Below are 12,907 nucleotides of genomic sequence, written 5' to 3'. Positions count from 1 at the left end.
TTCCGAAGAAGGCAATATCCGTTCCCTGCACTTGGGCAGCGACACCATTCAAAGCTCCATGAATGTCGATCATCCGTCCGAGCTGGTGTTGTCGTACAGCCGCGCCATGATGGGTTGGCTGCTGTTTACAGAAACCCCGCCCAAACACATCACCCAAATCGGCTTGGGCGGCGGCTCGTTTGCCCGTTGGATAGACAGCTACCTGCCCGATACCAAGCAAACCGCCATTGACATCAATCCGCAAGTCATCGCCGTGGCGCGCAGCTTGTTTGAATTGCCGCACGAAGGCGAAAATTTTGAAATTATCGAGGCGGACGGTGCGGAATATATTAAAGTGTTCCGCCACAATACCGATGTGATTTTGGTAGATGGTTTTGACGGCGAACAGATTATCGATGCTTTGGTGGAGGAACCCTTCTTCCAAGACTGCCGCAACGCCCTCTCTCCCGACGGCGTATTTGTGACCAACTGGTGGAGCGGCGACCAGCGTTATCAACGCTTTGTCGAACGCCTGCTCAACGTCTTTGACGGCCGCGTACTCGAGCTGCCGGCCGAGAGCCACGGCAACGTAGCGGTCATGGCCTTCCAAAGCAGCCCCAAAGAACAAAATCTCGACAACCTGAAAAAACGCGCCGAAAAATTAAGCGAAAAATACGGCTTGGACTTCAAACGGATGCTTGCTGATTTGAAAGCCAACAATCAAAACAACGGCAAGAATTTTTATCTGTAAACCGCTTCAGGCCGTCTGAAAAAACAAACAAGGACACACTCATGCTCAAACCCGACATCATTCAAATCCCCGGCCCGGTCGGTTTGCTGGAAACCATCTACCTGCCAAGCACACAAGAGTCCGCCCGTGGCGTCGCCGTCATTAACCACCCCAATCCCCTGCAAGGCGGCACCAACACCAACAAAGTCATCCAAACCGCCGCTAAAGCCTTATCGCAACTCGGTTTTCACTGCTATCTGCCAAACCTGCGCGGCGTAGGCAACAGCGAAGGCGAACACGACTACGGCCGCGGCGAAACGCAAGACTGCATTGCCGTTATCGACTACGCCCGCGCGCAACATCCAGACGCACCGCAATTCGCCCTGGCCGGCTTCTCATTCGGCGGCTACGTTTCCACCTTTGCCGCCCAAGAACGCACGCCTGATTTGCTATTGCTGATGGGCGCTGCCGTCCATCACTACAAAGACCGCCCGGAACCATCCGACGTTCCCGACGTCGCCAAAACATTGATGATTCATGGCGCAGAAGACGAAGTCGTCGAAATCAACAAAGCCCTGACATGGGCAGAACCACAAGGCCTGCCGGTTGTAACCATTGCCGGTTCGTCCCACTTCTTCCACGGCAAACTCATCGTTTTACGCGATACGATCACACGGTTCGCACCGGCTTTATTAGGTTAAAATCCGGCTACAAAATAAAACAAGGCCATCTGAAAGCTTTTTCAGACGGCCTTGTTTGTCTCTTAACATATCAATTCTGAGTCAACCAATACTGCAAACCAATCAAAGTCTTACCATCTTTGATTTCATCGTTTGCCAATGCAGCGCGCACCTCTTCCTTGCTCATCAAGACGGTTTCAGTAATTTCATCTTCATCATTGCTCAACTCGCTGCCCAGACGCACGCCTTGCGCTTGGTAGAGATACATTTTCTCATCACAAAAACCGACTGCCGTGTAAAAGCTGTACAACAATTTAACACTGTCGGCAACGTATGGCGTTTCTTCCGCCAACTCACGCAAAGCGCATTCGGCAGGATCTTCGTCCGCCACATCCAATTTACCCGCCGGCAATTCCAACGTCGCCTGATCGGCGGCATAACGCCATTGGCGCACCAAAACAACTTTGCCGTCTTCCGTTTCCGCCAACACACACGCAGCACCCGGATGGCGGATCACAACCCGTTGGCTTTCATTGCCGTTGGACAGGCGCACCCGATCGCGGCTGATGGTAACAAAAGAACCTTCATAGATTGGCTCGCTGCTTAATTTAGTTTCTTTCAAATCCATTTTTTTACCTCATTTCCAAATTATTAAATATTAAAGGCCGTCTGAAATTTTACTAAAATAAATTCAGAGGATGCCTTTTCTAATATTTACCGCTGATGTCGTTGTTGCAAACGCTCCGTATGTGTTCGCAGCTTCTCACTATTTGCTTGGTAGTCACTTGAAGACAATACAGCAACTATTGCCTCTACCTCATGAGGAAGCAATACGGCCGTCTGAAAATTCTTAATATAAGCCGCCGCCTGCCTAATACGGCAAACATTGGGTGGCATTTTCGATTTCAATTCACAATCACCTAAGAAAACTACCATTGAATGAAACTTCTCCTCAGGAAATTGCAATAGTTCTGACAATGCTTTGATATGAGCATAATTCTGACACAACGGGTTTTGGAAATAATGTTTCTGTTTATAGATGATTTGCGTCCATTTAGATTGCTTTTCACTACCAAAAATCCAGCCTGTGTAATTTTTAGTTTCTATCACAAATATCCCAAAAATTGAGACATAAATATGATCAATTTGTGTCGTACCATCTCGAGATGGAATAATTAAATCGTGAAACTCAAAATAAGTTTTCTCATCTAAATTTTTTCCAATTACAGAACGAACTGCTATTTCCCCCATGCTTCCCTTTATTTTAGGATTTCTCAACAGTGCTTTTAATAAAAGCAAAGGAATAATGATCAGAAAAATCCAAAATATACCTGACATACTTCCCAATATTTGTTCAATCATGACGTTTTCTTTTTTATTTAAAACTAAAAATTTATATATTTATGGTTTATTCCCGAGTACGTTCAACTTCAATACCGACCTGCGCAACATCGGGCAAGATACCCGGTTTCACAATACGGACGCGTACTTTGACCGCACCAAAATCATTTAAAATCAATTGGGCGATATGTTCCGCCAACGTTTCCAGCAGTAAAAAATCCTGTTCGGCAAGGTTGCGGCGTACGACTTCGCATACTTCGCCATAATGGATGGTGTCGCCGATATCGTCGCTCGTGCCCGTACGCTCGGGAACACTGATTTCTAAATCCAAAATCAAAGTCTGTTTACGCTCACGTTCCCAATCATATACGCCGATTAAAGTATCGGCTTTCATGCCGTACAAAAAGATTTTATCCATTTGCCTGTCCGTTTTTTTGATAGAATAACCATTCCCATTTTAAGTAAAGCACCCAAAATGTTCAATGTACTTGCCATTATTGCCGCCTATCTTATCGGCTCCCTGTCTTTTGCCGTCATCGTATCAAAATATTACGGCATGGACGATCCGCGCACTTACGGCTCCGGCAACCCCGGCGCCACCAACGTCTTGCGCAGCGGCAAGAAAAAAGCAGCCGCACTGACCCTGCTCGGCGATGCAGTAAAAGGCTTGGTTGCCGTCATCTTGGCGCGCTGTCTGCAAAATGCTTTAGATTTGTCGGATGCAACAATAGCCCTGGTCGCCATTGCAGCATTGGTCGGCCATATGTGGCCAATATTTTTCAATTTTAAAGGCGGCAAAGGCGTAGCCACCGCATTGGGCGTCTTGCTCGCCCTCTCCCCCGCAACCGCCCTGCTCTGCGCCTTGATTTGGCTGGTCATGGCGTTTGGTTTCAAAGTTTCCTCCCTCGCTGCCCTGGTCGCCACCGTCTGCGCACCCATTTTCGCCTTCTTTATGATGCCACACGCCTCTTGGGCATGGGCAACCGTATTCATTGCCGCATTGGTGTTGTACCGCCATAAAAGCAATATTCAAAATCTGCTTCAAGGCAAAGAAAGCAAAATCGGGGATAAAGCTGGAAAATCTTAAAAGTGTAGATACAATCAATAAAAGGCCGTCTGAAGTCTATTTTTCAGACGGCCTTTTGTAGTTTCATTCGCATTATTCACACATAATCATTCAATCTTAATATACTCCACCGACAAAATCTCTATAACCTCCTGCCCTTCCGGCGTATTCAAGACAACTTCGTCGCCTTCGCGCGCTTTAATCAGGCTGCGTGCCAAAGGGGAAATCCATGAGATTTTGTTTTTAGCGGTATCGATTTCATCTACGCCGACGATTTTGACAGTTTGTTCTCGACCGTCTCCGCGCAGTAAGCCAACGGTTGCACCGAAGAAAATCTGGTCCGTGGCTTCGCGCGCTTCTGGATCGACGACGACGGCGGCTTCCAAGCGTTTGGTTAGGAAGCGGATACGGCGGTCAATTTCGCGCATGCGGCGTTTGCCGTAAAGATAGTCGCCGTTTTCGCTACGGTCGCCATTGCTTGCCGCCCAGTTAACGATTTGGACGATTTCCGGGCGTTCTTTGTTGACCAGATGATAAAGTTCGTCTTTCAATGCCTGCCAGCCGGTAGGCGTGATGTAATTTTTGGTTTCGGTACTCATGATGTGTCTAAAACATAATTAAAGGCCGTCTGAACGTTAATTTTCAGACGGCCTTTATTGTAAGTCAATTTACTTTATTCTTCATCATCGCTATCGCTGATACTGATGCTGTGTTCCATTTTGCTTGGATGTACTTTTAAGCCGCCGCAACCTGATTTTTCGGCAGAGAGGCGATTTAGATATGCTTCATCGATATCGCCGGTTTGATAAACACCGTTGAAGCATGAAGAATCAAAGGATTCGATTTTGGGATTGAGCGCTTTGACTACTGCTTCCAAGTCTTCTAAATTTTGGAAGACGATACCGTCCGCGCCAATTTCGGCTGCGATTTCTGCCGCGCTGCGGCCGTTTGCAATCAGTTCTTCACGGGTCGGCATATCGATGCCGTACACATTCGGATAGCGTACTTCAGGAGCGGCAGAAGCGATATAGACTTTGCGTGCACCTGCCGCGCGTACCATTTCGACGATTTCACGGCTGGTCGTACCGCGTACGATGGAATCATCCACCAATAAAACGCTCTTGCCGTTAAACTCGGTTTCCATCGGACTGAGTTTTTGGCGTACTGATTTTTTGCGTGTTGCCTGGCCGGGCATAATAAAGGTGCGGCCGATGTAGCGGTTTTTAATCAGACCTTCGCGGTAAGGTTTTTCGAGATGGACGGCAAGCTCCATCGCGCTGGGTCGGCTGGTATCGGGAATCGGCATCACGACATCGATATCATCGACAGGCAGCTCGCGTTTGATTTTTTCTGCCAACGATACACCCATATCCATACGGGACTGATAAACGGAAACGCCATCGATGACGGAGTCCGGGCGGGCAAAATAAACATATTCGAAAAGACAAGGGCTTAATTTGGCTTTATCGCTGCATTGACGGGAAATAATCGTACCGTCAAAACCAATAAATACGGCTTCGCCCGGATGGATATCGCGTTCCAAATCATAGGCAAGTGCATTGAAGGCAACGGATTCGGAGGCAACGGCATAAGATTTTTTGCCGGATTCGTCAATTTGCGAACCCAAAACCAACGGACGGATACCGAAAGGATCTCGGAAAGCCAGCATGCCGTATCCTGCAATCATGGCTACTACGCCGTATGCGCCGCGCACCAAACGGTGCACTTCGGAAACAGCGTTGAAAATATTGTCGATGGTGAGTTGGTAAGGAACTGTATTTTTAGAGACTTCGCGGCGCAATTCATGCGCAAATACATTGAGTAATACTTCGGAATCGGAGCTGGTATTAACATGGCGCAGGTGTTTGTTGCACACATTCTCATACAGCTCTTCGGTATTGGTTAGATTACCATTATGTGCCAAAACAATGCCAAACGGAGAGCTGACATAGAAAGGCTGAGCCTCTGCACTGCTGCCTGCATTGCCGGCGGTCGGATAGCGGACATGTGCAATGCCGGCATTACCTACCAAGTCGCGCATGTTTCGGGTACGGAACACTTCACGCACCATGCCTTTGCCTTTGTGCATATGAAACGTGCTGCCCTCTGCAGTCACAATGCCTGCCGCATCCTGACCACGATGCTGCAGCATCTGCAGACCGTCATACAGCAGCTGATTGACCGGCTCATGACTGACCAAACCTAATACACCACACATATCGAGACTCTCCGAGTTTTAGGGTTAAATGGGTAAGGTGTCATTATAAAATAATTTAGAGGAGTTTGCCCAAATTGTTGACAATATAATGCTACCTTCAGACAAATAAAAAACGGTTTCAAACGACCTTCAGGCCGTCTGAAACCATTAACATCAATCATCCGCTTCCTCATGCGTATCTTCTTTTCCCGGCAGATACGGCATTGCGGCATCGGCAAGCGATTCAAAATACGGAATCGTATGGGAACTTTGCCACTCTTCCGTCTTCGGCAAATCGGTATGCGAAAAAACCATCACAGCCAGTGTTACCAAAATCACACCTTTCACTGCACCGAATACGCCGCCAAGCAAACGGTTGATGCTTCCCAGACCAACGGCAGACACCAAACTGCTTAACAGCGACCGTGCCAGTTTTTGCAACAGCCATGCCAGAAAAAACACAGCGGCAAAACCCATGGCAACCGCCAAAGCATGCGGCTCAACCGATTTAAAGACCACATCGGCAAACGGCACGGCGAGCGTTCTGGCTGCAATAAACGATACCACCCATGCCACCATCGCCCCTGCTTCAGCAATAATCCCCCGCGTCAGCGAGATAATGATGCAGATGACGATGACGGCGACAGCCAACAAATCGGCAACAGGCAAATTACTCACTGGTTACCTGACCGGCAATGCCATGTACACGCAATTTGTTCAAATCACGCTCGGCATCGCGTGCATTTTTATAACTGGCTGATTTCACGCGATACACCTTACCTTTATCGGTCATCACTTCAGTAATGGTCGAATCGATACCTGCGGCTTTCATTTTACGTTGCAGGCTTTGTGCGCGTTCTTTTTCAGCATAACCAGCCTGAATGGCGGCTTTTTTCGCAGGTTTGGCTTCTGCTGTTTCTTTTTCGGCTTTAAGCTTGGCTTTTTCAGACGGCTTCTCGGCAGTTTTTACCTTATCGGCTTTTTCTGTTTTGGCCGTTTCCGGTTTAGCCTTTTCATTTTTTGGTTTTTCAACTTTGGCTTCTGCTTTCTTGGCAGGTTCGGCCTTGTCTTTTACGCTGTCTTTGCTGTTTTTGGCAGATTTACGTTCAGCAATGGCTTTCTCTGCTTTTTCCAATTGTGCCAATTTATTGCGTTCGGCAGCAGCTTCACGCTCTGCTTTTTCAGCACGCGCTTGAAGTGCGCGTTTTTTAGCCGCCAATGCGTTTTCTTTCTCAGCAGCTTCCTGTTGGGCTTGTGTTTTACGTGCCGCAGCAGCACGTTGTTCAGCCTGACGTTGGCGGCGTTCTTCGGCTCGGCGCTCCGCAGCTTCACGTTTGGCAGCCTCGGCGCGTTGAATACGCTCGGACTCTTCCAAACCTTTAATATTGCCGTCATCCAAAGTATCATTAATCAAAACCAACGGCTCGCCGACATCTTCGGGAGCAGATTCACGGTTTGGCTTCAATACTTCAACCGGCGCATTGTCTTCTTCATCGCCGGCATTTTGAGGTTTGCTTTGCGCTTCGGCATCCGCATGGCGGGCTGCTTCTTCAGCCATCGCAACATCCTCTTTATTCGGCTCTAGGACAACAGCCTTGCTGGGCTCATCAGCCGTTTTGACTTGAGTCTGACCGACAGGGGCTTCTTTAAACGGTGAATTTTTATCGTCACCCGATGTCAGCGCCAGGCCGAACAGCATACCTGAAGCCACCACCAAGCCGGAGGCCAAAACCAAGCGGCGGCGATTGCGGCGTTTGAGTTGTTCGTAACCGTCTAAATCGTATCCGTTTGGAGTTTCTTTTTGTTTATTGTCGGACATGATAATTTCCTCGTTAGTGTTCTTTCAAAACAGCCATTACATCGGCAACAGTATGGAATGAGCCGAAAACAACGATTCTATCATTTTCGGTTGCTTTCGCCAAAGCAGCGCGGTAGGCTGCGGCGACGGTTTCAAAAACATTTACATTGTCGATGCCGTGTTCAGCCAATTTGGCCTGCAAAGCCTCCACCGTCATGCCACGCGGTACATCTAAAGGCGCGATATTCCACTCGTCAAACTGGTCTTTAACGATTTCCAGCACGCCGTCAATATCTTTGTCGGACAACATACTGAATACGGCGGTACGTTTTTGGGCAAAGGCAAGGTTAATCAGGCTGCGACGCAAGGCACGGGCTGCGTGCGGATTGTGGCCGACATCCAAAACCACCAGCGGACGGCCGGGTAAAACTTGGAAACGTCCAGGATTCTCAACCAACAGCAAACCGCGTTTAATCGCGCCGATGTCAACGGGCAGCTGATTGTTCAGACACTCTAAAACAGTCAGTGCGCACGCGGCATTGGACAACTGATACGCGCCGCGCAAAGCAGGAAACGGCAAGGAATTGCGGTTGCGGTTTTGGCCGTCTGAAGATTGCGGATGGAAGCGGTAGTTCCACTGCACGCTTTCCATTGACGCAAAATCAAAATCTCGCTGGACCATCAACAGTTTTGCACCAATTTCTTCTGCGTGTTTGACCAATGATTCAGGCGCAGGATTCTGGCCGCACACGGCTGGTTTGCCGCTACGGAACACCCCGGCTTTTTCAAAACCGACCTGCTCGACGGTATCGCCCAAAAATGCCTGATGGTCCAAATCCACGCTGGTAACGACCGAACAGTCGCCATCGAATACATTCACGGCATCCAATCGTCCGCCCAAACCGACTTCCAAAATCATGACGTCCACATTTTCACGCATGAAAATATCGACGGCGGCCAAAGCATTAAACTCAAAATACGTCAGCGAAATTTCGCCGCATGCCGCTTCGATGCGCTCAAATGAGGAAACAATCAGGTCATCTGAAACAGGCTGAGTGTTGATGGCGATTCGTTCGTTGTAACGCAGAAGGTGCGGACTGGTCAGCGTACCGACTTTAAAACCGGCTTCTTTATAAATATGCGACAAATAGGCGCATACGGAGCCTTTGCCATTGGTACCCGCCACCACGACGACAGGACATTGCGGCACCAAATTCATGCGTTTTTTTACTTCTCCTACGCGCTCCAAACCCATATCGATAAGGCCGGAACTATGGGCAGTCTCCAAATGAGAAAGCCAGTCTTGTAATGTTTTCATTGTATTGATCGCTTCAAAAGGCCGTCTGAAACAGCCGTTTAATCCATATCTGCCGCAAGTTCTGCTTTGTCTTCTTTTTCCCGACACCAGCGCGCCCATACTTTCAGACGGCGGTAGGCATCATGGTCGGCCATATCGGGCAAGATGCAGTGTTTGACCATTTTTCCGTCAACATTCCATTGCAAAAACAAAGCGTAAACCGTCAACATACTGCTGTCTTGCAAAACCGCGCTTCTACCCTCTTCCTCGCCATTCAAGTAAACCGTCGCACGGTATTGGCGGTCTATGATGATTTTTCTGACCGCATTTTGAATCTGAAAATTAACACTGCGCCAAGCATAGGCAAAACTGCCGGCCAACGCCGCCAAACCCAGCCACATCATCCAGCCGTAAAACTCGGCAAGGCATAAGGCCAACGCCGAAAGGTGTAAGAAGACAATCAGAATTTTCAAAGAACGCGAGGGCTTTAAGGCCGTCTGAAAACTTCGCACGGCTTTACATCATATTGTCGAAAACAGGCGTAATGTTCAATTCCGCCTCTTCCATATCCAAAACCATATCGTGGATTTCGGTATCGAAAAATTCCCAAAAAGCCTTCAGGCTCATGTCTTGCGGCCATTTGCTTTTATCGATGTCCCAGCCTGCCAATTCGGCTTCAAAAATCTGTTGGTAGCGTTCGTCAAAATAGGAAATGACGGATTCTGGCTCGTCAAATTGCGGCACCAGGAATACGGAACAGTTGGTACGCAGTTGCTCGATGGTCAAATCGGGCATATTCTCATCGGAGGATTTCAACCATTCTAAAAAACGGGCGGTCGGCTTCAGCACGACAGCAGTACGGTCAACAAAATACATTATCTTCAACTTTCAAAATCATTCAAACCGATCATGCCGTCTGAAATTTCAGACGGCCTAAGTTTAATGTGTCATCACCTGTTGCAGGAATTGTTTGGCACGCTCGTGTTTCGGATTGGTAAAAAATTCTTCCGGCGTTTCATCTTCCAGAATCTGGCCTTTATCGACAAAAATCACACGGTCGGCAACTTCGCGTGCAAAACCCATCTCATGGGTCACACACATCATGGTCATGCCGCTTTCCGCCAAGTCTTTCATCACTTTTAATACTTCGCCAACCATTTCAGGGTCAAGCGCGGAAGTCGGCTCGTCAAACAACATCACGCGAGGCTCCATCGCCAAACCGCGTGCAATCGCCACACGCTGCTGCTGACCGCCGGAAAGCTGGCCGGGCAGCGCGTCTTTTTTATGTGCCAAGCCGACGCGTTCCAAAAGCTCCATTGCTTTCTTTTCCGCCTCTTCACGGCTTTGGTTTTTCACTTTCATCGGAGAAAGAATAATATTTTCCAAGACAGTCAAATGCGGATACAGATTGAACCCTTGGAACACAAAGCCCACTTCTTCGCGCACTTTGTTCAAATCGGTTTTCGGATCGGCAACATTGATGCCGTCCACCCAAATCTCGCCACTTTCAATGCGCTCGAGTTGGTTTACCGTACGAATCAACGTCGATTTGCCACTGCCCGAAGGACCGCATACAACGACCACTTCGCCTTGTTTGACTTCCAGATTCACGCCGTTGATAACGTGCAAATCTTTAAAATGTTTGTGTACATTTTTGAATTTAATCATGTTTATTTGACATTCTCTAAAATTGACCAGATTTTGGACGGCCTGTTTTTAATCTGTTTGGCGTAATGCTCGATTTTCTCACTGTTGTCCTTGGTATAAATGCCGCGACACAATATATCCAGTGCATCTTTGTTCAAGTCGCCATAACGGTTGTTGGTATATACCGACAGGATGCAGGCTTTCAGGGGATGGAAGGGAACGCCGTATTTCTGCGCATTACCCCGATTTCCAAACAGCCATGCGGTATCTGCTAAAGCTGCGTAGTTGCTCAAAGCTGCCGCTTTAAATAATTTTTCTTTGATCAGCGGATAATTTTTCTGCTTCTGATTTTCCAGTTTGAACACTTCATCCATCAATTTTTGTGAACCGTTGGGCGCAAGCTCTTCTTCTAAAGCTGTTTTATCATATTCGGCTTCAATATCGTCAAGTAAGTCTTGTGCCGCTCCCTCGCCGTTTTCTGCAGCTTTTTTCAGCCAATAATAAAACTCGCTTTCTTTGAGGTTTACAGGGTCTGTTGTCATTTCCAGCTGCATGGCCAGCAGATATTGCGCTTCAGCATCGCCGGCTTTTGCTTTGCGCCGCAGGTTTTCTTCTCCGCCGGTGCTTAATGCAAATGCCGTACCGGTAATAAATACAACCAACCCACACCAGACATATTTTTTCAACATTCCGTCCCCAACCTTTCAGACGGCCTTTTGAACCAGATAATTGCTCAATTCCACATATTTCTCAGCGGCAATGTGTTCTGCCCTGTCTTGCGGATTGATACCGACTGCCTGCAAGTCATCATCGTCGGCAAGTTCCTTCAAATTATTGCGTATGGTTTTGCGGCGTTGATGGAAAGCCAGTTTTACCAGTTTGGCGAAGTGTTCAAAATCTTCCGCTTTACCGATGCGGTGTTTCACCGGAATCATGCGCACGACGGCCGAGTCAACCTTCGGCGCAGGATCAAAGGACTCTGGCGGTACTTCAATCAACATTTCCATATCGAAGAAATATTGCAGCATGACGCCCAGACGGCCATAGTCGTTGGTTTTCGGCTGTGCCACCATGCGTTCGACCACTTCTTTTTGCAGCATAAAGTGCATATCGATCACATCGTCTGCCACTTCGCTCAATCGGAACAAAAGCGGCGTGGAAATATTGTACGGCAGGTTGCCGACAATTTTTTTCTTGCCTTTAATGCTGTTGAAATCAAACTGCAATACATCGCCTTCGTGTATCACCAATTTGTCTGCAAACGGCAAGGTTTTCAGACGGCGTACGATGTCGCGGTCGATTTCGCAAACATGCAGGCGGTTGAGTTTTTTCGCCAAAGGCTCGGTAATGGCGGCCAAGCCCGGGCCGATTTCAATCACGATATCATCAGGCTGCGGTCTGACTGCGTTGACAATATCGCTAATAATCCGCGTATCCTGCAAAAAATTCTGCCCGAAGCGTTTCCGGGCCTTATGTTCTTTCATATCTTTCTTCAAGCAAGCTGTTTAAGGCAGTATTGTAACTGAAACAGGCGTTTTTGTCGGCACGCTTTCAGACGGCATTTGCCTAATTTTAAGCAAACGGCGGCGCTTCCAAACCCAAAGATTTCAGTAGTTGAGCGGTCTCATAAACCGGCAAACCCATCACGCCCGTAAAACTGCCCTGCAAATGCTCGACAAATACGCCACCCAAGCCCTGAATCCCATACGCACCGGCTTTATCCATCGGCTCGCCGCTGGCAACATAGGCTGCAATCTCCTCAGCCGTCAACGTTTTAAAGCGCACTTCGCTCGTCTGCACCACATCATGGCGCACGCCTTGCCAGTAAACGCATACAGCCGTCAGCACTTGATGCGTCCGTCCGGACAAACGTTCCAGCATATCGACCGCATCCGCCTCGGATTCCGGTTTACCCAAAATAGCCGCACCATCCGCCACCGTCGTATCCGCCGTCAATACAGCAAACTCAGGCTCGTGATCATGAGCTGCAAACCATTGCGCCACCGCCGCCTGATTTTTCTCGCAGGCCATACGGCGCACATACTCTACCACGGCTTCTCCTTCTTTAGGGGTTTCATCAATATCCGCAGGCAGGCGGTGTACCGTGAAACCCAAATTCTCCAAAATCTCACGGCGGCGCGGACTGCCCGAAGCCAGATAAATTGCGTTCAT

General features: G+C 48.4%; 17 protein-coding genes. 3 read left to right on the top strand and 14 right to left on the bottom strand.

The window, feature by feature from the left end:
• Together ACTHUT_RS03455 and ACTHUT_RS03450 are read left to right on the top strand one after the other, a co-directional pair.
• The coding region (locus ACTHUT_RS03455; RefSeq protein ID WP_440418675.1) for a polyamine aminopropyltransferase at positions 1 to 730 on the top strand (730 nt) is incomplete at its 5' end.
• 41 nt (positions 731 to 771) lie between these two features.
• On the top strand, positions 772 to 1,410 hold the full coding sequence (locus ACTHUT_RS03450; protein ID WP_440386240.1) for an alpha/beta hydrolase: 639 nt from the start codon (positions 772 to 774) through the stop codon (positions 1,408 to 1,410).
• Between the two features lie 70 nt (positions 1,411 to 1,480).
• Here ACTHUT_RS03450 and ACTHUT_RS03445 read toward each other — a convergent pair whose 3' ends face one another.
• From ACTHUT_RS03445 to folB, 3 genes are all read right to left on the bottom strand, one after another.
• Positions 1,481 to 2,017, bottom strand: a complete 537-nt coding sequence (locus ACTHUT_RS03445) for an NUDIX hydrolase (RefSeq protein ID WP_440369300.1) — start codon at positions 2,015 to 2,017, stop codon at positions 1,481 to 1,483.
• Between the two features lie 86 nt (positions 2,018 to 2,103).
• The gene (locus ACTHUT_RS03440) at positions 2,104 to 2,751 is read right to left on the bottom strand and encodes a nuclease-related domain-containing protein (protein WP_440386239.1); all 648 of its coding nucleotides are present in this window, start codon (positions 2,749 to 2,751) and stop codon (positions 2,104 to 2,106) included.
• A gap of 46 nt (positions 2,752 to 2,797) precedes the next feature.
• The gene (folB, locus tag ACTHUT_RS03435) at positions 2,798 to 3,148 is read right to left on the bottom strand and encodes a dihydroneopterin aldolase (protein WP_440386238.1); all 351 of its coding nucleotides are present in this window, start codon (positions 3,146 to 3,148) and stop codon (positions 2,798 to 2,800) included.
• 57 nt (positions 3,149 to 3,205) lie between these two features.
• Here folB and plsY point away from each other — a divergent pair, with 57 nt between their 5' ends.
• Complete coding sequence (plsY, locus tag ACTHUT_RS03430) at positions 3,206 to 3,817, top strand: glycerol-3-phosphate 1-O-acyltransferase PlsY (RefSeq protein WP_070712548.1); 612 nt, start codon at positions 3,206 to 3,208, stop codon at positions 3,815 to 3,817.
• A gap of 86 nt (positions 3,818 to 3,903) precedes the next feature.
• Here the strand turns inward: plsY and greB are convergent, their stop codons facing one another.
• From greB to ACTHUT_RS03375, 11 genes are all read right to left on the bottom strand, one after another.
• A complete protein-coding gene (gene greB, locus ACTHUT_RS03425) occupies positions 3,904 to 4,395 on the bottom strand; it encodes a transcription elongation factor GreB (protein WP_049322920.1) in 492 nt (163 codons plus the stop codon).
• A gap of 74 nt (positions 4,396 to 4,469) precedes the next feature.
• Entirely contained in the window at positions 4,470 to 6,014 is a 1,545-nt protein-coding gene (gene purF / locus ACTHUT_RS03420) for an amidophosphoribosyltransferase (RefSeq protein WP_049322919.1), read from the bottom strand.
• A gap of 153 nt (positions 6,015 to 6,167) precedes the next feature.
• Complete coding sequence (locus ACTHUT_RS03415) at positions 6,168 to 6,671, bottom strand: CvpA family protein (RefSeq protein WP_440386237.1); 504 nt, start codon at positions 6,669 to 6,671, stop codon at positions 6,168 to 6,170.
• Positions 6,664 to 7,812, bottom strand: coding sequence for a cell division protein FtsN (gene ftsN / locus ACTHUT_RS03410; protein ID WP_440386236.1), 1,149 nt, complete (start codon positions 7,810 to 7,812; stop codon positions 6,664 to 6,666). Before ftsN ends, ACTHUT_RS03415 begins: the two co-directional genes overlap by 8 nt.
• A gap of 13 nt (positions 7,813 to 7,825) precedes the next feature.
• On the bottom strand, positions 7,826 to 9,109 hold the full coding sequence (gene folC / locus ACTHUT_RS03405; RefSeq protein WP_440386235.1) for a bifunctional tetrahydrofolate synthase/dihydrofolate synthase: 1,284 nt from the start codon (positions 9,107 to 9,109) through the stop codon (positions 7,826 to 7,828).
• A gap of 38 nt (positions 9,110 to 9,147) precedes the next feature.
• On the bottom strand, positions 9,148 to 9,600 hold the full coding sequence (locus tag ACTHUT_RS03400) for a protein YgfX (RefSeq protein WP_440386234.1): 453 nt from the start codon (positions 9,598 to 9,600) through the stop codon (positions 9,148 to 9,150).
• A gap of 4 nt (positions 9,601 to 9,604) precedes the next feature.
• Positions 9,605 to 9,964, bottom strand: coding sequence for a hypothetical protein (locus tag ACTHUT_RS03395; RefSeq protein WP_049322913.1), 360 nt, complete (start codon positions 9,962 to 9,964; stop codon positions 9,605 to 9,607).
• A 63-nt stretch (positions 9,965 to 10,027) separates the two neighbouring features.
• Positions 10,028 to 10,756, bottom strand: coding sequence for an amino acid ABC transporter ATP-binding protein (locus ACTHUT_RS03390; RefSeq protein ID WP_003747231.1), 729 nt, complete (start codon positions 10,754 to 10,756; stop codon positions 10,028 to 10,030).
• Positions 10,757 to 10,758: 2 nt separating this feature from the next.
• The gene (locus ACTHUT_RS03385; protein ID WP_070850648.1) at positions 10,759 to 11,424 is read right to left on the bottom strand and encodes a sel1 repeat family protein; all 666 of its coding nucleotides are present in this window, start codon (positions 11,422 to 11,424) and stop codon (positions 10,759 to 10,761) included.
• A 15-nt stretch (positions 11,425 to 11,439) separates the two neighbouring features.
• Positions 11,440 to 12,219: a 16S rRNA (adenine(1518)-N(6)/adenine(1519)-N(6))-dimethyltransferase RsmA gene (gene rsmA, locus ACTHUT_RS03380; RefSeq protein WP_314058533.1), complete on the bottom strand. Its 780-nt coding sequence runs from the start codon at positions 12,217 to 12,219 to the stop codon at positions 11,440 to 11,442.
• 88 nt (positions 12,220 to 12,307) lie between these two features.
• Complete coding sequence (locus ACTHUT_RS03375; RefSeq protein WP_314058534.1) at positions 12,308 to 12,907, bottom strand: Maf family protein; 600 nt, start codon at positions 12,905 to 12,907, stop codon at positions 12,308 to 12,310.

Source organism: Neisseria sp. P0022.S010 (assembly GCF_051956635.1).
Note: the sequence above shows the minus strand (reverse complement) of the source record. Positions and strands in the feature narration are given on the sequence as shown.

Coding starts and splice junctions, on each gene's coding strand:
- greB (WP_049322920.1), bottom strand. CDS start 4,395: ATGAGTACCGAAACCAAAAATTACATCACGCCTACCGGCTGGCAGGCA.
- ACTHUT_RS03440 (WP_440386239.1), bottom strand. CDS start 2,751: ATGATTGAACAAATATTGGGAAGTATGTCAGGTATATTTTGGATTTTT.
- folB (WP_440386238.1), bottom strand. CDS start 3,148: ATGGATAAAATCTTTTTGTACGGCATGAAAGCCGATACTTTAATCGGC.
- ACTHUT_RS03385 (WP_070850648.1), bottom strand. CDS start 11,424: ATGTTGAAAAAATATGTCTGGTGTGGGTTGGTTGTATTTATTACCGGT.
- ACTHUT_RS03445 (WP_440369300.1), bottom strand. CDS start 2,017: ATGGATTTGAAAGAAACTAAATTAAGCAGCGAGCCAATCTATGAAGGT.
- plsY (WP_070712548.1), top strand. CDS start 3,206: ATGTTCAATGTACTTGCCATTATTGCCGCCTATCTTATCGGCTCCCTG.
- purF (WP_049322919.1), bottom strand. CDS start 6,014: ATGTGTGGTGTATTAGGTTTGGTCAGTCATGAGCCGGTCAATCAGCTG.
- ACTHUT_RS03390 (WP_003747231.1), bottom strand. CDS start 10,756: ATGATTAAATTCAAAAATGTACACAAACATTTTAAAGATTTGCACGTT.
- ftsN (WP_440386236.1), bottom strand. CDS start 7,812: ATGTCCGACAATAAACAAAAAGAAACTCCAAACGGATACGATTTAGAC.
- ACTHUT_RS03375 (WP_314058534.1), bottom strand. CDS start 12,907: ATGAACGCAATTTATCTGGCTTCGGGCAGTCCGCGCCGCCGTGAGATT.
- ACTHUT_RS03395 (WP_049322913.1), bottom strand. CDS start 9,964: ATGTATTTTGTTGACCGTACTGCTGTCGTGCTGAAGCCGACCGCCCGT.
- folC (WP_440386235.1), bottom strand. CDS start 9,109: ATGAAAACATTACAAGACTGGCTTTCTCATTTGGAGACTGCCCATAGT.
- rsmA (WP_314058533.1), bottom strand. CDS start 12,219: ATGAAAGAACATAAGGCCCGGAAACGCTTCGGGCAGAATTTTTTGCAG.
- ACTHUT_RS03450 (WP_440386240.1), top strand. CDS start 772: ATGCTCAAACCCGACATCATTCAAATCCCCGGCCCGGTCGGTTTGCTG.